This window comes from Streptococcus sp. 27098_8_99 (assembly GCF_041431935.1).
Classification (GTDB): Bacteria; Bacillota; Bacilli; order Lactobacillales; family Streptococcaceae; genus Streptococcus; species Streptococcus parasanguinis_D.
Window position 1 is genome coordinate 146,641 of record NZ_JAPVYQ010000002.1, and the last position, 18,336, is coordinate 164,976.

Below are 18,336 nucleotides of genomic sequence, written 5' to 3' on the forward strand. Positions count from 1 at the left end.
TAAAAGATTCTACTGAAAATAACAAGAATTATCAGAAATAGAAAACGATTTCTTTTTAAAAAGATTATTTCTTTTCATCAAAGGCTTATTTTCGTTTAAAGGAGCCCATAATTAGCTTAGCGATCTCACGCGCAATCGTCCGGAATAAGGAACTCAAGAAGGAATCCTTAGCTTTTTCAAGACTGGATTTTCTTGGGCGACCTGGACTGCGTTTTTGCTCTGCTTTTTCCGTCGCAGCTCGTTCTTTTTCTGCTTCTTTTTTCTCCTCTTCTTGTGCTTCCTTGCTTGCTTTAGCTGCTAATTTTTCATAGGCAGATTCCCGATCAATCGTCGTCGCATACTTTTGATGGAAAGGCGATGTCGTGATTAAGGCCAATTGTTCACTTTCATTTAAGAGGTCAAAACTCGATTGAGGAGAGAGAATATAAGCACGCTCAACAACACTAGGTTGCCCCTTCTCATTCAGGAAAGAAACCAAGGCTTCCCCTGTCCCTAATTCTGTGATCACTGTTTCTGTATCAAAGTCTGGATTCGGACGAAAACTTTGGGCAGCCACCTTGATGGCCTTCATTTCTTTTGGTGTATAAGCTCGAAGAGCATGTTGTACACGATTTCCAAGCTGTGCCAAAACAGATTCTGGTAGATCTTGAGGATTTTGGGTAATAAAGTAAATCCCTACACCCTTAGAACGAATCAGGCGCACGACTTGCTCGACCTTCTCAAGAAAGAGCTTGCTTGCATCCTTAAAGAGGAGATGGGCTTCATCAAAGAAGAAAACCAGTTTTGGCTTTTCGGGATCCCCAACCTCGGGAAGTGTTTCAAAGAGACGAGACAACATCCAAATTAAAAAGGTTGAATACAATTTTGGTGAATGAAAGAGCTTTGTAGCCGAAAGGATATTGATATACCCACGCCCTGATGCATCGAGTTGCATAAAGTCATTTAAATCAAGTGCAGTCTCTCCGAAAAACTGATCCGCTCCTTCTTCTTCAAGAACCAAGAGGCTTCTTTGGATCGCACCGACAGATTGTTTGGTGATATTACCATATTGGGCAGAATAGTCCGAGCTGTGTTCATAGACTTCCTTTAAAAGGCTTTGCAGGTCCTTCAAATCAATCAAGGGCCAATCTTTCTCTTGAGCCACTTTAAAGACAATTGCAAGAATTCCTGATTGAGTTTCATTCAAATCAAGCAGACGAGAAAGAAGCAATGACCCCATTCCTTCGACAGTCGCACGAACAGGATGACCAGCTTGGCCAAAGACATCCCACAATCGAACAGGGAAGGCTTGCGGCTCAAACGGATCTGTGAGACCAAGCAGTTTGTAGCGTTCTTCCAGTTTTGGAGTCCATTGTCCCGCTTTGGCTAAACCAGATAAATCTCCCTTGATATCAGCTAGAAAGACCGGAATGCCCTCTTTGCTTAATTTTTCTGTGAGGACCTTGAGGGTAACTGTTTTCCCTGTCCCTGTTGCTCCTGCAATTAAGCCATGACGATTCAACATCCGTAAATAGATAGGCGTCTCAACTGCTCCTTTGGTAATGGTAATACTAGTCATTTCATTTCTCCCTGAATGTTTCAGTTTTCATTTTAACGGTCATCTTTTCCTTGCCTAGGCCCTTCAAACTGGGCTTTTGATAAGTAAGACACACTCCTACTAGTGTATCATTTTCCTGTCCAAACGCAAGAAATTATACTCCGATTTTCCGGATACAAACAAAAAAATCTATAAGAGGCAATTGTCGCTCTTATAGATTCCTTTATTTTATTATTTTGCTGCCGCAAACAAGTCATTAACTTTATTCCAGTTGATCACTGAGAAGAAAGCTTTGATATAGTCAGGACGTACGTTACGGTATTTCACGTAGTAGGCATGTTCCCAAACATCCAAACCAAGGATTGGTGTTTTTCCTTCAGAGATTGGTGTATCTTGGTTTGCTGTTGAAGTGACTTCAAGTTTACCTTCTTTGTTGACAACCAACCATGCCCAGCCAGAACCAAAACGTGTTGTTGCTGCTGCTGTGAAGGCTGCTTTGAAGTCTTCAAATGAACCAAATGTGGCATCAATAGCTGCAGCAAGTTCTGCTGAAGGAGCTGTTTGTTCTGGAGTCATCAGTTCCCAGAAAAGAGCGTGGTTCAAATGACCACCACCATTGTTGATCACAGCTTGGCGAATGTCAGCTGGAATGGATTCAACATTAGCTAACAAGCTTTCAAGGTCTTCTCCAATTTCAGGATGTTTTTCAAGAGCTGCATTCACATTGTTTACATATGTTTGATGGTGTTTATCATGGTGCAAATGCATGGTTTCTTCATCGATATAAGGTTCCAATGCATCATAAGCATATGGTAATTCTGGTAAAATGATAGCCATTTTATGGTCCTCTTTTCTTTATTACTGACTTGATAATAACGCAAACAGCTAAATTATTCAACTAATCTGCTTGCAATTTCATTCATGTTTAGACGCTATTTGCCACTTTTAAAAGTGCCAAATCAAATAAGTAGTCTTTATCATACGTTCCACTTTTAATTGCATAATCCGTCTCGATGAAGGTCATCATGGCCTGCTTCAAAAAAGACAGGGAAAGCCTGCGGCTATCCCGTAAGGCAAACTTCACCTGGTAAGGATTGACCTTGCGTCCTGACAAGTCCGACAAGCTCGCTACAATTTGGCTTTCGGATTGGCCTTCTTCTGAGAAAATTTTAACTTGAGAAAACATTCGGAATTGCCCCAACAAAATAGCGATCAATTTTATTTCATCTTCTCCTTGTAAGCGAAGATCCTTAACCAAATTCCTAGCTTGATCGATTTGGCGTTTGAGAATCATCTGTGTCAGATCAAAAATATTATCTTGCAAGGACTTTGGAACAACCTCCTCGATATCTTCGAGGGTAATCTGACCATCTTCTTTATAAGCCTGCAACAGAGCGAGATTCTTCTGTGACTCTCCAAAATCATAGCCAGATTTTAAAAGTAGCTGGTCCAAGGAATCGCCCACAAAGTGTAAGCCCAATTCTTGAGCCTGACTAGAAAAATAACGCTTTAAATCTTGCTCTTTAGGTGTTGTTGCTTCAATGATCTGGGCATCCCGTTTTAGGAGTTTGACTAAGCGACGCTTACTATCTAATTTTCCTTCTGCAAATATCACCAAACGGGTCGATTCAGAAGGATTTTCCAGATAGTTTTCAAATTGCTTCAGATCTTCATCGGTTAAATTGCGTTTCTTGGCAGTGGTCAGATCCAATAAGTGATCCAAAATCACGATTTTTTCATCTGCAAAAAAGGGAAGACTGACCAAATCCAGTTCGACCTCAGCATAGGAGGCTTCCTTCATATCAAAATAAGAATAATTCAAATCTGAGGGATCATAGCCTATTTTTTTTAAAATGTCTTTTTTTAACCATTCAAATTGACCTACATCCTCACCCGTCAAGACAAGAATAGGAGGCAGAGTTTGAACCGTCAGATGTTTAGTGTCGGTAATTGCTTGCATGAAACTCTCTTATCTTTTATCAGTTTAGTGGATTTCGTGTTCAGCAGCCATCTTTTGTTCCAATGGTGGTTTTTCATCAGACAAATCAGGTGCTGCTACAAAATTTGGAATTTGCTCAAAGGAGTTGCCTCCAAAGCTCCCCCCTGTCGCTGTGACCTGTGGTTCAGAAGCCACTCCCATAGGAGTTTCTACTGGTTGTGGGAAGGTGTTTTTCCCTGGAAGTATCATGAGAATCAAGAGAGAAATAACTGTAATCCCCCAAAGAAATAGGAAAATATCTAGCCCCGTCAACAAATAGAGCAGAACCGGACCAAGGTTCAAAAAAATCCAAGACCAATGAATCCCAGCATCCCGCAAGCGACGCACACAAATGGCTTGACTGGGTACCAAAATGAGGAAGTAAAAGAATGCTAAGAAAGCAAGCGCACATAAACCTGTCTTAGAATGAACAGTTGAAAAATTGAGCGTTTCTTGAGCATTTTGATGGGATAAAGAGGTCACGATGTAAAAAACCCAAAGAGGCAAAGAAATCAGGGAATTCCAGAAAAAAGCTAGCCAAAAATGGGCCCGACTGGTCTTACTTGAAAAATCTGCATACTGTATCCAAAATTGCTTAAATGCGTTCATACGATTCTACCTTTACATTGATTTCACTTTCTATAATAGCAATTTTCAGCATAGAAAGCAAACCTCTCCTCGTCTCTAGCGGACCGTTTCTACCCTCCAATGGTCCCACCCAATCAAGCGAATTGCTCCCCTTTCATCGGTACGAAGATAAGAAATAGAGCGTTCCTCTAGACGATCGAGCAATTCTTTATGGGGATGTTGGTAGCGATTTTTCTTTCCAACAGAGATCAAGGCCAACTGAGGATGTAACTGATCTAAAAACACATCACTAGAGGAACCTTTAGAACCGTGGTGGCCTACTTTCAAGACATCTACTTGTAATTGTGGATCGTTTTTCAATAGTTTTTTCTCTCCAGCTTCTTCCAAATCACCCGTGAACAAAAATCGTTTCTGATAGAACTGCCCATAGAGGACAATCGAATCATCATTTTTACCATCCCCCACTTCATCAGGAGATAAGACTTCTAGATGATCATCAAAAATAGGAAGTTGATCCCCTCTCTGGACTACTTCAATCGGACTATGAAGCTGTTTCAATTTCTCTTGAAATTGAGAATTGGTTAGACTACCTGGACTGACATACACTTTTTTAACTGGGATTTGTTTGGCAACCTCCACCATATCGCCCATATGGTCCTGGTCTGTATGAGTCAAGACCAAAGCATCGAGTTTTCCAACACCTCGACTCTTGAGATAAGGAATCAGGGTTTGATCCGCATTGGCAGATTGACTGCGCTCTTGCCACTTTTCTCCACTTTTAAAAGTGACACGTCCTCCGACATCAATCAATATGGTTCTTCCTTTCCAATCGCGTAAAAAGATACTGTCTCCTTGACCGATATCCACCATGGTAATCTCATTTTCTAAAGGATGCTTGGTCCAACAAAAGATGAGTAGAATCATGCCTATTAACAGGAAACGACGTTTTTTTTGCTTTCGAAGATCATACAAGATCCCTAAAAGAAGGAAGAGAGCGATCAGAGCTGGTCCCGTCGGCTGACCGAATACCAAAGGTAGCGACGTGAGCTTTGAAATCCAACGAATACACTCCTCTATAAGAAGAAAGAAACTGTTAAAAATTGTAAGGGGCTTTAGAATCGATAAGATAAATAGCACCGTTAAACCTGGAAGAAGGACAAGATCAAATAAGAAAGAAAAGAGGAAGGTTAAAGGGAGTGACCACGGTTGAAAGACACTAAAGTAATAGGTCAAAAGGGGCAAAATCCCCAGGCTAATCCATAAACTTTCCACTAGTAGCTTTTTCAGTCCGGAATAAGAACTGGTATCTACCAAGGTCAAAATAAAGGCGTAGGCACAACTCAAAACCCCTCCAGCTGTCAGGAGAAACTTGGGCATGAGAAACATTAAGAGCATCAAGGTCATCGCCATATTCTCCATCCCTCGGATGCCCTTTTGAGAGAGAATCTTCTGCAAGAGACTGCGAACCACTGAAACTGAAAAACCTGTCAAGCCAGCATAGACCAAAGAAATTGGAACCATCCAGATATCAACTGTTTCTTGTAAGATTCCTAGACGTAAGAGAGCTTTCCGGATCCCATTGATGAAAAAGCCGACCTGCATCCCAGATAAGGCGAATAAATGGATGATTCCTAAACTCGTGTAAAGCTGGTCCATCTCTTCAAAATCCCTATCTAAATAGCCAAAAAGAAGGCCGGTCATATACTGGTTCATTGGCTGCGGAAAGTGCTCTTTACTCCAAACAATGGCTTGTCGCCTCCATTGAGACAGCCAGTCAAAAACATTCCAAGTCTGTATAGGAAGCGCGGATTGGATCGCTTCAATTTTTATTTGATAGTGAATCCCCTGTGTTTGCAAATAAGCCCGGTAGTCAAATCCTCTAAAATTTCGCTGTCCTTCTGGTTCCTCTATAACACCTTTATATGTCAACTCCAACAAATGAGTTTGACTTTGCCACTGCTGTTTTTCTTTTTCTGATTTTAAAGTGTAGAAGACTTGATAGGTCCTACCCTGATTTTTAGCACGAAAAGACAGGGCATCCCCATTGATCTTGATCGTATCTGGAATCAGGCGTAAGTGGGGTGGGGGCTGACTTTCCACTTGTACTGGATGATCCTGTAGTCGCTGAAAGACAAAGAAGGCCGCGAAACAAAGGGTTACTAAACCAAGCCCTAGCAAACTTGAGCGATCCCCTTTATAGTGATGAACCGCTAAAACTCCCACTACTACTAGACCGCTGATCGAAAGCCAAGATGGTTGATAGATACTAAAATACAGCCATAGGAGCAAAAAGGCGAGATGGACAAGAGAAAATGGAAGGTCTTTAATCCACCGTGAAAGCATCTCTTAGTTTCTCCAGTGTTTTCTCTCCGATTCCTGAAACATTCTTCAGATCATCCACTGATCGAAAAGGACCATTTGCTTCGCGATAGGCGATAATGTCCTGGGCACGTTTCTGTCCAATGCCTGATACGGTTTGGAGCTCTGACTCGGTCGCTCGATTTAAACGGACCTTGCCTGTTTTTTCTGCTGGCGCTGACGAAGTTGCAGGACTTTCTGAACTTCCAAGTACTGGAACATCCTCTCCTTCTTTAGCAACATAGATCACTGCTTCATCGGAGAGTTTTTGCGCCAAGTTGACCGATTGGCTATTGGCATCTGCTGTCATCCCGCCTGCCTTATAAATAGCATCGTGGACTCTGCTATTGGAGCGCAACTCATAGACACCTGGTTGTTTGACGGCTCCTTTGACATCGACCGTAATGATCTCGGGTGCATCAGACACAGAAGTCGCCGTCTTTTCTTCTTTGGAACTAGTGGTCTGCACCTTTTCTTTACTCGAAGTTGAACTAGAAGCCTGATAAAGATCCGGTATGGTGGATGCACTTGACTGAGGTCGATGAAAAAGAAAATACCCTCCAAGTAAGAGTCCGATAGCTGTAAGAGCCAAAAAGAGCTTATATTCTTTGATTTTTTCGATGATGTCCTCCATAAGAAACCTCCTCTCACTTTTATTATTCGTAAAAATAAAAAAAACTGAGAAAAACTCTCAGTTTTTTTACTTGTTTTTCCGATGTTTGTCTGGGTCCCATACAAAGCTTGCTAGATAACTAAAGAGCAAGGTTAAGATGCCCACGACTAAGACAAGGGGAATCAAAAGGATTTTTAACAAACGAATCAAGATAAAAGGTTTTGTTGGGGTGTTGATCGCTTGCGCTTCCGCATCCAAACGGTCAAACTCCTCTTGGATACGGCGGGCAACTTCTGCCACTCCTTCGTCATTCATCTTTTTAATATCCGAAATATCAATGGGATGTCCAAAGTTCATATCAATGCGTTCACCCGTTGCCAACCCTTTCAAGTCTCTTGGGCCAGTATAAGTCACTGGCATGATACGGACCTTCGCCATTTTGGCAATAATGGCAACACCGCCTTTGACGTCTTGAGAATGACGACTTCCACTTGGGAACATAATCAAAGAACGATTGCTCTTTTTCAGCATATTGACAGGATACTTAATGGCTTCTGCTCCCGGATTTTCACGGTCGATCGGAAATGCCCCACACATGCGAATCCACCAACCAAAAATACGATTGGTGAAGAGCTCTTTTTTCGCCATAAAGATAAATTGCTTTGGCTTGGTTGCAAAGGCCATATAGACCGGATCCCACCAAGTTCGGTGAGGGGATACCAAGATGTAGTTCTCTTCCCGATCTGGAATATTGTCCTTATGATGGTAATGGGCATTCCCATTTAAAACCCACAGAATAAAGGCAACAAGGCCACGTAAATAGGTATAAAACATAGTTGTTCCTCAAATCCATTTCATTCGTCTCTCTACAAGATATTCCATCCTGTAAAAGGTTCTTTCTTATTATACCGTATCCTGATTTTGACCGCAAACCTTTTTTAGATAAAAATTGTCTCAGCGGACCGATTCTAGATAGTCTTTTTCTCAAAAAAATGATATCATATTGTCTATGGAAACTATTGATTTAAAGGGCTTGTCCCTCAGTGAAGTCCGCAAGAAAATGGATCGCGGACAAACCAATGATTTTACAACGAATACAAGTACCAGTACCTGGCAAATTATCAAGCGCAACGTCTTCACCTTGTTTAATACCTTAAACTTTGTGATTGCCGTGGCCTTGGCTGCTGTACAGGCCTGGAGCAATATGATCTTTTTCGCAGTCATTTGCTTCAATGCCATTACAGGGATCATGACCGAGATGCGCGCCAAGCGGATGATTGATAAACTCAACCTCATGAGTCGTGAGCTAGTGACTGTCATTCGAGACGGGGAAAAAGATGCGATTCCACCCGAAAAGCTTGTTCTGGGTGATTTAATGCTTTTATCTTCGGGTGAGCAGATCCCTAGTGATGCCGAAGTCATGTCTGGTATCGCTGAAGCCAATGAAGCTATGCTGACTGGTGAGAGTGATCTGGTCTTAAAAGAAGTTGGTGATGAACTGCTTTCTGGTAGTTATATTGCCAGTGGTCAAGTCTATGCCCGTGTCAAGCGAGTTGGAGCAAACAACTATGCCAACAAACTGATGATGGAAGCTAAAACCTTGAAGCCTATCAATTCGCGTATTCTTTATAACTTAGCGAAAATTTCAAGCTTCACTGGTAAAATTATCATCCCATTTGGCCTTGCCCTCTTCTTTGAAGCACTGTTGATCAAGATGCTGCCAATCAAAGATTCTGTCGTGAATTCTTCCACAGCTCTCTTGGGAATGTTGCCAAAAGGAATTGCCCTACTGACGGTTACGTCTCTTTTGACAGCGGTTATTAAGCTCGGTATGCGCAAGGTTCTTGTCCAAGAAATGTACTCAGTAGAAACCCTGGCGCGTGTGGATACCTTGTGTCTAGATAAGACCGGTACCATCACTCAAGGGAAGATGACAGTCGAATCTCTCCATAGCTTATCGGATCATTTTTCGGAACAGACGATCCAGGTCATTCTCTCTGCTTACATGCAATATAGCGAGGACACTAATCCTACTGCTCAAGCTATTCGCAAGGCTTATGGGGAGTTGGAGCATGCTTATACTGCGGAAAACATTATTCCTTTCTCAAGTGATCGGAAATGGGGAGCCATGCACCTATCTAACCTTGGAACTGTCTTTCTCGGTGCTCCTGAAATGCTCCTTAAAGAAAATCCAGCTGCTGTCGTCGAAGCACAAGCTCGTGGATCGCGCGTGCTCGTCTTGGCTCACAGTTCAGAACTGATCAGCATGCAGGAATTGAAACTGCCTGAAAATCTTGAAGGGATTGCAGTTATTGAGATTACAGACCCCATTCGTGAAGGGGCTTCAGATACTCTTGAGTATTTGCGCTCTCAAGGAGTGGATCTCAAAATCATCTCCGGTGACAACCCTGTGACAGTCTCTTATATCGCTCAACAAGCTGGCTTCAAAAATTATGAGAACTACGTCGATTGTTCAAAAATTTCTGATGATCAATTAGTGGATCAAGCAGAAGAAACAGCTATCTTTGGACGCGTGTCCCCTCACCAGAAAAAACTGCTCATCCAAACCTTGAAAGCAGCTGGTCGGACAACTGCCATGACAGGAGATGGGGTCAATGATATCCTTGCTCTTCGTGAAGCAGACTGCTCCATCGTGATGGCTGAGGGAGATCCCGCAACTCGTCAAATTGCCAATATTGTTCTTTTGAACTCTGACTTTAATGACGTTCCAGAAATTCTTTTTGAAGGCCGTCGTGTGGTGAATAACATTGGACGAATTGCTCCAATCTTCTTTATCAAAACGATCTATTCCTTCCTCTTGGCTATCATCTGTATTGCCAGTGCTCTCTTCTTTAACGTCAACTATTTGCTGATTTTCCCTTTCATCCCTATTCAAATCACCCTGATCGACCAATTCGTCGAAGGATTCCCACCATTTGTGTTGACCTTTGAACGCAATATCAAACCGGTTGAAAAACACTTCTTGAGACGTTCCCTTCTGTTAGCCTTACCAAGCGCCTTGATGGTCGTCTTTAGTGTCTTGTTCATTCGCCTTTGGGGAGCAAGCCATGGTTGGTCTGCAGCCGATATGTCTACTGTATCCTACTACTTACTTGGATCCATCGGTTTCCTATCCGTTATCCGTGCTTGCCTGCCACTAAATATCTGGCGGGCCCTCCTCATCCTCTTCTCTGTAGTAGGATTCTACGCATCTGCGGTCGTGTTGAAAAACTTGATCGAGATTTCCCTCCTTACAGCCACTACTTTCCCAGTTTATCTGGCATTGATGGCTATCTTTACAGGAGTCTTTATCCTCACTACGATTCTCCAAAAATATGAATTTGATTAAAAAAGTTGAGAGAAAAAACTCTCAACTTTTTATGTTCTATCGATCTTTCCCCAAGCCTCTTTTCATGCTATAATAGAGCCATGACAGATATCGAATTAAAAGACGGCGAGCGCGTCAATCAACTCTTTTCAAGTGATGTGAAAATCATACAAAATCGGGAAGTCTTTAGTTACTCCGTGGATAGCGTCCTCCTCTCGCGCTTTCCAAAATTGCCCAAGCGAGGCTTGATCATAGATCTCTGCGCTGGAAATGGGGCTGTGGGACTCTTTGCAAGCACTCGGACAGAGGCCCAGATCATTGGTGTCGAAATTCAAGAACGTCTGGCGGATATGGCTACCCGCTCCATTGCTCTCAATGACTTGAACCGGCAAATGTCCATGATCACCGATGACCTTAAGCATTTGCCTCAACATATCAAGGGCAGTAAGGTGGATATTATCCTCTGCAATCCTCCTTATTTCAAGGTGGATGAGCATTCCAATCTCAATGAGAGTGAACACTACCTCTTAGCTCGGCATGAAATTACGACCAATTTAGATGAGATTTGCCATGTGGCCCAGCGGGTTCTCAAATCAAATGGTCGCTTAGCGATGGTCCATCGTCCAGATCGTTTTTTAGATATCATCGAAACCATGAAGCGTTACAATCTTGCACCTAAGCGGATCCAGTTTGTCTATCCCAAAGTGACCAAAGAGGCGAATATGTTATTGATTGAAGCGATCAAGGATGGCTCACTGGACGGTTTAAAAATTCTGCCTCCCCTCTTTATTCACAATGAAGATGGAAGCTATACAGAAGAGATTCATGAGATCTACTATGGAAACTAAGGCTTACATGTATGTCCTAGAATGTGCGGATGGCTCCCTCTACACTGGCTACTCCACGGATGTCGAAAAACGCCTAAAGACTCACAATGCTGGAAAAGGCGCCAAATACACACGGGCTCGCCTCCCTGTTAAACTTCTTTACCAAGAAGCCTATCCAGATAAACCCTCTGCTATGTCTGCCGAGGCTCTCTTTAAAAAGAAATCACGCCAAGCTAAGCTAAACTATATCAAAAAAAGAGAGTGGGACAGAAATCGGTAATTCGTTAGAATTCGATTTCGTCGTCCCACCTCCGCACAGTTGAGTAGGGCTGTAAAAGCTGATGAAATCAGCGTAGTAGAGCCCACTCAACCACTGCGTCTTGTTCGACAATCCAAAAATAATTGAGAGGCTAGGACTTTTGTCCCAGCCTCTTTTCATTTATAAAATGGTGATACGATACTGGTGACTCCGTGTCTCTTGAGGAGCCAACTGGATCACACTTTTTTTATCTTCGAAGAAATCGCCCTCTTCTGAAGATGTGGAAATACCCGTCCAAGGCTCTAAGGCAATGAAAGGACCCTTGTTATTGGTAGACCAAAGGACGAGATTCTCAAAATCTGCAAAGGCAAATTCCAAACCTTTACCAGATTTTTTCGAGATAAGCTTCACAGATTTAGAGGCTAATTGATCTAAAATAATGGCGTCTTTTTCAAACAGTTCATGGCGCAAAGGTAGGCTAGGACTATGGTCTAAAAATGGCGTCCGCTGCAGGCGATCGACCAAACCGGTTTCTGTGAACAAGATAGGAACGCTACAGCTTTCCTCTTTTTCAAAAATCAACTCGTAGTCTTCATAGTCTTCATCTGCTAAAAGGGGACAACGAAAGGCTGGATGCCCTCCAATGAAATAAGGCATGACTTGATCTGACTCTAAATTTTGCACGCGATAGGTGATGGTGATCTCTTTCCCTTTCAATTCATAAGCGATTTCCACTCGAAAATGGTAGGGATAATTTTGTAAGCTTTCGTCGTTAGAGGTGATTTCAAAAACAAGACGATTGTCTGTTTGTTCTTTGAGTTCAAACTCTCTCTTGCGAATGAGACCGTGTCTTGGAAGCTGGCCTGTCTTCACTCCATCTTTTAGATGATACTGCACTTGGCCATTACGAACGCTCCCGCAAATCGGAAACAGAACTGGCGCTTGTCCTGACCAATAATCTGGATCCCCTTGCCAAAGATATTCTATGCCTTCTTTACTTCGAATGGAGCACAATTCCCCTCCAAATGTTTTACATTGTACTTCTAGATCATCATTTTTTAATGCAATCACCATGGATGACACCTCTTTATGATTAGTATGGTTATTATATTCATTATAACCTTTTAGAAGAGATTGTCAATTTTTATTTTTCTAGTCCAAAATTTTAAAAAAATAATAAAAAATTCTTGACAAAGCTTAGAAATAATTGTAGACTTAATATGTTAACAAGAATATTCCATTTTAGGAATTCATTCTTTCTGTTGTCTGACTTTTTTGGATGCTCCTTATCATGATACATTTTTTCTAAAAGAGTCAGTTATCATTTAGGTCTCCTTATAAATATACAAGGGTTAACAGCTGGTTAACCCTTGTATTTTTGATTTTCATAAAAAAACGGCCTATTGCTAGACCGTCCTTAGGACTTATTTATCCCCTTTGTTGCGGATGACAAATCCATTTTTCTTTTCATTGGAAGTACGATGAGGACGTTTGTTGCCTTTGCCTTCAAAGTCTCGGCTATTTTTATTGGACTTGCGTTTGAAATCACGGCGTCCACCTTCACGGTCATCTCTGCGATTTCGGTCACGGCGTTGGTCTCCACGACGGCCATTTCCACGGCCACCTTTGCCTTTTCCACCAAAGCCACCACCAGATGGTTTAAATGGCAATGGTTTTTCACGCGCAATTTCAACTTCTGGAAGACTGTCTGGATCTTGAACGGTCAAGCTCAAAATATACATAGCCAATTCTTCAGGAGTGAATTCTGCAGCCAATTTGCGAGCATCCTTACCAAACTTCTCAAAGTTGGTCCGGATGGTTTCATCTTCAAAGTCTCGCTCAATTTTCTTCAGTGCTACTTGTTTTTTCGCTTGGAAGGCTTCTTCTGCTGTTGCAGGTTTCATTCCCTTCATCCGCTTTTTGGTCAAGTTCTCAATGATTTGCAAATAGCCCATTTCATTTGGCGATACAAAGGTAATGGATTGCCCAGTTTTCCCAGCACGACCTGTCCGTCCGATCCGGTGAACATAGCTTTCTGGATCTTGTGGAATATCGTAGTTGTAGACATGGGTCACACCTGAAATGTCCAACCCACGTGCCGCAACGTCCGTTGCGACCAAGACGTCCAAGTTCCCATTTTTGAAATCACGAAGGATACGAAGACGTTTGTTTTGATCCAAATCTCCGTGAATCCCTTCTGCTCGGAAACCACGAATCTTCAGGCCACGAGTCAATTCATCAACCCGGCGTTTCGTCCGACCAAAGACAATGGCAAGTTCAGGTTGCTCGACATCCATCAATCGAGTCATGGTATCAAATTTTTCGCCTTCTTTGACACGAATATAGTATTGATCGACCAAATCGGTTGTCAATTCTTTGGCCGCAATCTTAACGTGTTCTGGCTCTTTCATAAACTGAACACCGATGCGTTTGATGGCTTCTGGCATCGTTGCTGAAAAGAGCAAGGTCTGGCGTGTTTCTGGAACACGGCTAATGATGGCTTCGATATCTTCCAAGAAGCCCATATTGAGCATTTCATCTGCTTCATCCAGGATCAAGGTTTCAATATGATCGAGTTTCAAGGCCTTGCGCTTGATCAAATCTAGCAAACGTCCAGGTGTTCCCACAACGATGTGAGCGCCTGACTTCAAAGCTTTAATTTGCTTTTCAATGCTTGATCCACCATAGACAGAGCGAACTTTGACTCCCTTACTGCGTCCAAAGCGGAAGAGTTCTTCCTGACTTTGAACCGCCAATTCACGCGTTGGGGCAATGACAAGTGCTTGGATCACTGTGTTATCGACATCAATCTTCTCCAACGTTGGAAGACCGAAAGCGGCTGTTTTACCAGTCCCTGTTTGCGCTTGACCGATGACATCTTTTCCTTCAAGGGCCAAAGGAATAGTTTGTTCTTGGATCGGGCTTGCTTCTACAAAGCCTGCTTTTTCAATTTCTGCTAATAATTCAGCAGATAAGTTAAATTCATTGAATTTCAATTCTTTCTTCTTTCTAAAAAGTGGTGCGAAGCCACTTTATCAAACTTCTTTCAATGCGAATACGCACTGATTGCATAGGAAGTCACCTTCCTGGTTACCTGTCGCAAGACTCATCTAAAGAAAAACTCAGTCCGTCTGTTATGGACTACATTTTCTTTAGAGAAAAATGTTTTGCGTCCTAACGGATGTTGCTGACTGGAATTGTTTTTCAAACAAACAGTCAACAAGATCCTTTTTGCGGGAGTCTTCTTTCGAACAGAATCCTTCCATCTGCTCCGTCTCCCCACCATTTCTCTCATACAAGTTTGCAACTTATCTAGTATAACACAATGAAGAGGCAAATGATAGTCAAAGGAGAATTATTTTATTTTTTAGGAAAACCTCCTTGATAGCTCGAAATCTTCAAAGTGACGTAAAGCCAGGCCAGGACTGCTTTTCTTTTTGCGACCATCTAATATACTTCATCATAGGAGTATAAAAATTTCGGAAAAACTTTTATTTTTTGGTAGTTCTTATCTTGCGTTTTTACAAATAAATATGTATAATACAGTTAGTATCTAAAATATTTCTGTATAAAGAAATAGGATCATTTTATCTGATTCAACGATTTATTCTACGTTCTAATTTTTTTAGAAACTACTCAGTACTATTAAATCTACTCCTACTATTTCCAAGAAGATTTTGTACAGTCAATGAACTATTCACACTGCCCCTTCTTTGGAGAGGAGGGCAGGTGTCTAGATGGTTCCTATTTCTCAGATTATTTAGATACGAAGAGGCTCGGATTTCTCCAAGCCTCTTTTTTTATCTTTTTTTAACAATCCACCGCATCACTTTTGCCAAAAGGAGCCATAAAATAAAGCTGCATACCGACACATAAATCCATGCATTGGGATCTTGTGTCAATGGAAGAGGGATGTTCATACCGAAGAAACCTGTGATCACGGCTAAAACAGCCAACAAGGCTTCAAAGATGGTTAGGGTGGTCAGGTTGTCATTCAGGTTATTGTTTAGGATATTATTGTATGATCCAGACAACTGCTGCAAGACGTTGGAAATCAACTCAGTCATTGAAACCAACTGACGCGCTTCGATCATGGCATCATCAAACTGCTCTTTTTCAACATCATCCATCCTTCGATAGATGGCGTGCGCTTTAATATGCTCTAGCAACATCCGATTTTGCTTAGCTGCTGCAACTAGATAAACCATACCGGTCTCAAGGTCAGACAGGGCATAGAGATTCTTGGTCGTTGTTGTCTTTCGAAGCAAGCGATTGAGTTCATCCTTGTGCTTATCTAAGCGATCAATAATCGGATAATAAGCATTACTGATCATTTCAAGACCTGCAAAAAGCAGTTTATAGATCGATAGTTCCTCATGGCTTTCCAAATAGCGAACCATTTGTTCAATGATATAGGCATTGTCTTGGTTACTGATGGTGACGAGTCGCGTATCTTGAACGATAAAGGTCATAGGAATGGTTTCGTAGTATTCCTTGTCCTTTTCTAAATCCAATACATTGTAGATAAAGGTGATCGTACCGTTTTCTCGATTGTAATCCATATGGGCACGTTCGTTCTTATCCATCGCGTACTCAATGGTTTCTTTGTCAATCTCGTATTTTTTATAAAGATATGAATTTTCAGCAATCATATCCGAGTCGATATTGATCCATTTCCGATCTTGACCCAATTGTTTATCGATAAACATTCCGTCTCCTTTCTCAACTGTTCTTTATCAAATCGATTTCTTTTATTTAAAGACCGCACTGGCTAATGCTTGCTGGATTTCAATGACGCTGTTGTCACTCTTGAATTGTAACACTTCTGAAGGCTCCACTGCAGAAGAGACCCAGATTTTTAATTCTGCATCCAAATCAAAATGACCAGATGTTTCCACTGAAAAACGAGAGATAGAACGATAAGGAAGGGATTTGTAGGACGTTTTCTTTCCTGTTACTCCTTGCTTATCCACCAAGATCAAACGAAACTCTGTAAAGACGATTAAATCACGAATCAAGCTAAAAGCAAGTGTGACTTGCTCTCCCGGCACCAAGATATCTTCCAGATCTCTTTCTACTTTATCAACATTCTTTTGAGAGGCATTGCCCATCAAACCACTTAGTAATCCCATAGTTTCTCCTTTATAAGCGAAAACGGGTAGATTTTCGTCTTCTTATTCTATTGTTATGGATCGGTTTTGAATCGTTCCTTACCCCATCTTTTCTTCCAGCTCAACGTCTGGATACTTATCCGCAAACCAACGGAGGGCAAAGTCGTTTTCAAAGAGGAAGACTGGTTGGTCAAAGCGGTCCTTGGCCAAGATGTTTCGGCTTGAAGACATGCGCTCATCTAAGTCTTCTGGTTTGATCCAGCGAACGGTCTTTTTACCCATTGGGCTCATGACCACTTCGGCATTGTATTCATTTTCCATCCGGTGCTTAAAGACTTCAAACTGAAGTTGACCAACGGCACCAAGCATGTATTCACCTGTTTGGTAGTTGGTATAGAGCTGAATAGCTCCTTCTTGCACCAATTGCTCAATCCCTTTGTGGAAGGATTTTTGCTTCATGACGTTCTTAGCTGACACTTTCATGAAGATTTCAGGCGTAAAGGTTGGCAGGGGTTCAAATTCAAACTTGTTTTTGCCCACTGTCAAAGTATCTCCAACCTGATAAGTCCCGGTATCGTAAACCCCGATGATGTCTCCTGCTACAGCATTGCTGACATTTTCACGGCTTTCGGCCATAAATTGAGTCACGTTAGATAACTTAGCGCCCTTACCGGTACGAGGCAGGTTGACGCTCATGCCACGCTCAAATTCGCCAGATACGATCCGCACAAAGGCAATCCGGTCACGGTGACGAGGGTCCATATTGGCTTGGATTTTAAAGACAAAGCCTGAGAAATCCTTATCGTAAGGATCGACAAGTTCACCGTCTGTTTTCTTGTGTCCGTGTGGTTCTGGAGCAAATTTCAAGAAGGTTTCCAAGAAAGTCTGTACCCCAAAGTTCGTCAAAGCGGATCCGAAGAAGACTGGTGTTAATTCACCCGCAAGGATGGCTTCTTCTGAGAATTCATTCCCAGCTTCTTGCAAGAGTTCGATGTCGTCTTTCACTTGCTCGTAGAAAGGATTGTTAGCAAAGAGCTTGTCTCCGTCTTCTAGACTCGCAAAACGCTCGTCTCCTTTATAGAGTTCCAAGCGTTGGTTATAGAGGTCATAGAGTCCCTCAAAGGCCTTCCCCATCCCAATCGGCCAGTTCATCGGGTAACTCGCGATGCCTAAGACTTCTTCCAATTCTTGCAAGAGATCCAGTGGCTCACGACCGTCCCGGTCTAGCTTATTCATAAAGGTAAAGACGGGAATGCCACGGTGTTTCACAACCTCAAACAATTTCTTGGTTTGAGCCTCAATCCCTTTGGCAGAGTCTACCACCATGACGGCAGCATCCACCGCCATCAAGGTCCGATAAGTATCTTCTGAGAAGTCCTCGTGCCCTGGCGTATCAAGGATATTGACCCGTTTGCCATCATAGTCGAACTGCATAACAGATGAGGTTACCGAAATCCCACGTTGTTTCTCAATATCCATCCAGTCAGATTTAGCAAAGTTTCCTGTTTTCTTCCCTTTGACGGTACCGGCTTCCCGAATCTCTCCCCCAAAGTAGAGCAACTGCTCTGTAATCGTCGTTTTACCAGCATCCGGGTGGGAGATAATGGCAAAGGTACGGCGTTTTTTAATTTCTTCTTGTACGTTCATATTCCTAGTTCTTTCTCTTTTTATTTTCTGATAAATTTACAAATTCATCTCTACATCGGATCTCTCCTCAATTTCTCTATCTTTTCTATT

At 42.2% G+C, this 18,336-nt stretch carries 15 protein-coding genes; 3 read left to right on the forward strand and 12 right to left on the reverse strand.

All coding sequences use genetic code 11. The features are described 5' to 3' along the window. Positions 1-85: 85 nt before the first annotated feature. The 7 genes from O3605_RS02055 to O3605_RS02085 form a co-directional block, all read right to left on the reverse strand. Positions 86-1,558 (reverse strand): helicase HerA-like domain-containing protein, encoded by a 1,473-nt coding sequence (locus O3605_RS02055; protein WP_371585154.1) that lies wholly within the window; start codon positions 1,556-1,558, stop codon positions 86-88. Positions 1,559-1,768: 210 nt separating this feature from the next. Next, positions 1,769-2,374 (reverse strand): superoxide dismutase SodA, encoded by a 606-nt coding sequence (sodA, locus tag O3605_RS02060; RefSeq protein WP_061455362.1) that lies wholly within the window; start codon positions 2,372-2,374, stop codon positions 1,769-1,771. 88 nt (positions 2,375-2,462) lie between these two features. Further along, the gene (holA, locus tag O3605_RS02065; RefSeq protein WP_371585155.1) at positions 2,463-3,497 is read right to left on the reverse strand and encodes a DNA polymerase III subunit delta; all 1,035 of its coding nucleotides are present in this window, start codon (positions 3,495-3,497) and stop codon (positions 2,463-2,465) included. 24 nt (positions 3,498-3,521) lie between these two features. Further along, a complete protein-coding gene (locus tag O3605_RS02070; RefSeq protein ID WP_049490497.1) occupies positions 3,522-4,124 on the reverse strand; it encodes a DUF805 domain-containing protein in 603 nt (200 codons plus the stop codon). Between the two features lie 75 nt (positions 4,125-4,199). Continuing rightward, complete coding sequence (locus tag O3605_RS02075) at positions 4,200-6,446, reverse strand: DNA internalization-related competence protein ComEC/Rec2 (RefSeq protein ID WP_371585156.1); 2,247 nt, start codon at positions 6,444-6,446, stop codon at positions 4,200-4,202. After that, complete coding sequence (locus O3605_RS02080) at positions 6,427-7,095, reverse strand: helix-hairpin-helix domain-containing protein (RefSeq protein WP_371585157.1); 669 nt, start codon at positions 7,093-7,095, stop codon at positions 6,427-6,429. Before O3605_RS02080 ends, O3605_RS02075 begins: the two co-directional genes overlap by 20 nt. A gap of 66 nt (positions 7,096-7,161) precedes the next feature. Continuing rightward, a complete protein-coding gene (locus O3605_RS02085; protein WP_003006324.1) occupies positions 7,162-7,908 on the reverse strand; it encodes a lysophospholipid acyltransferase family protein in 747 nt (248 codons plus the stop codon). 175 nt (positions 7,909-8,083) lie between these two features. Here O3605_RS02085 and O3605_RS02090 point away from each other — a divergent pair, with 175 nt between their 5' ends. The 3 genes from O3605_RS02090 (at position 8,084) to O3605_RS02100 (ending at position 11,509) form a co-directional block, all read left to right on the forward strand. Then, entirely contained in the window at positions 8,084-10,423 is a 2,340-nt protein-coding gene (locus tag O3605_RS02090) for a cation-translocating P-type ATPase (protein ID WP_371585158.1), read from the forward strand. An 80-nt stretch (positions 10,424-10,503) separates the two neighbouring features. Beyond that, a complete protein-coding gene (locus O3605_RS02095; protein ID WP_371585159.1) occupies positions 10,504-11,250 on the forward strand; it encodes a tRNA1(Val) (adenine(37)-N6)-methyltransferase in 747 nt (248 codons plus the stop codon). Further along, entirely contained in the window at positions 11,240-11,509 is a 270-nt protein-coding gene (locus O3605_RS02100) for a GIY-YIG nuclease family protein (protein WP_371585181.1), read from the forward strand. Before O3605_RS02095 ends, O3605_RS02100 begins: the two co-directional genes overlap by 11 nt. Before the next feature lie 159 nt (positions 11,510-11,668). Here O3605_RS02100 and O3605_RS02105 read toward each other — a convergent pair whose 3' ends face one another. From O3605_RS02105 to O3605_RS02125, 5 genes are all read right to left on the reverse strand, one after another. Further along, positions 11,669-12,562: an aldose 1-epimerase family protein gene (locus tag O3605_RS02105; protein ID WP_371585160.1), complete on the reverse strand. Its 894-nt coding sequence runs from the start codon at positions 12,560-12,562 to the stop codon at positions 11,669-11,671. Positions 12,563-12,912: 350 nt separating this feature from the next. Continuing rightward, positions 12,913-14,484 (reverse strand): degradosome RNA helicase CshA, encoded by a 1,572-nt coding sequence (cshA, locus tag O3605_RS02110; protein ID WP_371585161.1) that lies wholly within the window; start codon positions 14,482-14,484, stop codon positions 12,913-12,915. Positions 14,485-15,288: 804 nt separating this feature from the next. Further along, positions 15,289-16,197 carry a magnesium transporter CorA family protein gene (locus tag O3605_RS02115; protein WP_014713063.1) on the reverse strand — a complete coding sequence of 303 codons (909 nt, stop codon included), beginning with the start codon at positions 16,195-16,197 and terminating at the stop codon, positions 15,289-15,291. Positions 16,198-16,239: 42 nt separating this feature from the next. After that, positions 16,240-16,620, reverse strand: a complete 381-nt coding sequence (locus O3605_RS02120; RefSeq protein ID WP_003015210.1) for a PH domain-containing protein — start codon at positions 16,618-16,620, stop codon at positions 16,240-16,242. Positions 16,621-16,698: 78 nt separating this feature from the next. Then, positions 16,699-18,246 (reverse strand): peptide chain release factor 3, encoded by a 1,548-nt coding sequence (locus O3605_RS02125; protein ID WP_023917622.1) that lies wholly within the window; start codon positions 18,244-18,246, stop codon positions 16,699-16,701. Positions 18,247-18,336 lie beyond the last annotated feature (90 nt).

Coding starts and splice junctions, on each gene's coding strand:
- O3605_RS02090 (WP_371585158.1), top strand. CDS start 8,084: ATGGAAACTATTGATTTAAAGGGCTTGTCCCTCAGTGAAGTCCGCAAG.
- O3605_RS02095 (WP_371585159.1), top strand. CDS start 10,504: ATGACAGATATCGAATTAAAAGACGGCGAGCGCGTCAATCAACTCTTT.
- O3605_RS02120 (WP_003015210.1), bottom strand. CDS start 16,620: ATGGGATTACTAAGTGGTTTGATGGGCAATGCCTCTCAAAAGAATGTT.
- O3605_RS02070 (WP_049490497.1), bottom strand. CDS start 4,124: ATGAACGCATTTAAGCAATTTTGGATACAGTATGCAGATTTTTCAAGT.
- O3605_RS02080 (WP_371585157.1), bottom strand. CDS start 7,095: ATGGAGGACATCATCGAAAAAATCAAAGAATATAAGCTCTTTTTGGCT.
- O3605_RS02105 (WP_371585160.1), bottom strand. CDS start 12,562: ATGGTGATTGCATTAAAAAATGATGATCTAGAAGTACAATGTAAAACA.
- O3605_RS02075 (WP_371585156.1), bottom strand. CDS start 6,446: ATGCTTTCACGGTGGATTAAAGACCTTCCATTTTCTCTTGTCCATCTC.
- O3605_RS02125 (WP_023917622.1), bottom strand. CDS start 18,246: ATGAACGTACAAGAAGAAATTAAAAAACGCCGTACCTTTGCCATTATC.
- sodA (WP_061455362.1), bottom strand. CDS start 2,374: ATGGCTATCATTTTACCAGAATTACCATATGCTTATGATGCATTGGAA.
- O3605_RS02085 (WP_003006324.1), bottom strand. CDS start 7,908: ATGTTTTATACCTATTTACGTGGCCTTGTTGCCTTTATTCTGTGGGTT.
- O3605_RS02115 (WP_014713063.1), bottom strand. CDS start 16,197: ATGTTTATCGATAAACAATTGGGTCAAGATCGGAAATGGATCAATATC.
- holA (WP_371585155.1), bottom strand. CDS start 3,497: ATGCAAGCAATTACCGACACTAAACATCTGACGGTTCAAACTCTGCCT.
- O3605_RS02055 (WP_371585154.1), bottom strand. CDS start 1,558: ATGACTAGTATTACCATTACCAAAGGAGCAGTTGAGACGCCTATCTAT.
- O3605_RS02100 (WP_371585181.1), top strand. CDS start 11,240: ATGGAAACTAAGGCTTACATGTATGTCCTAGAATGTGCGGATGGCTCC.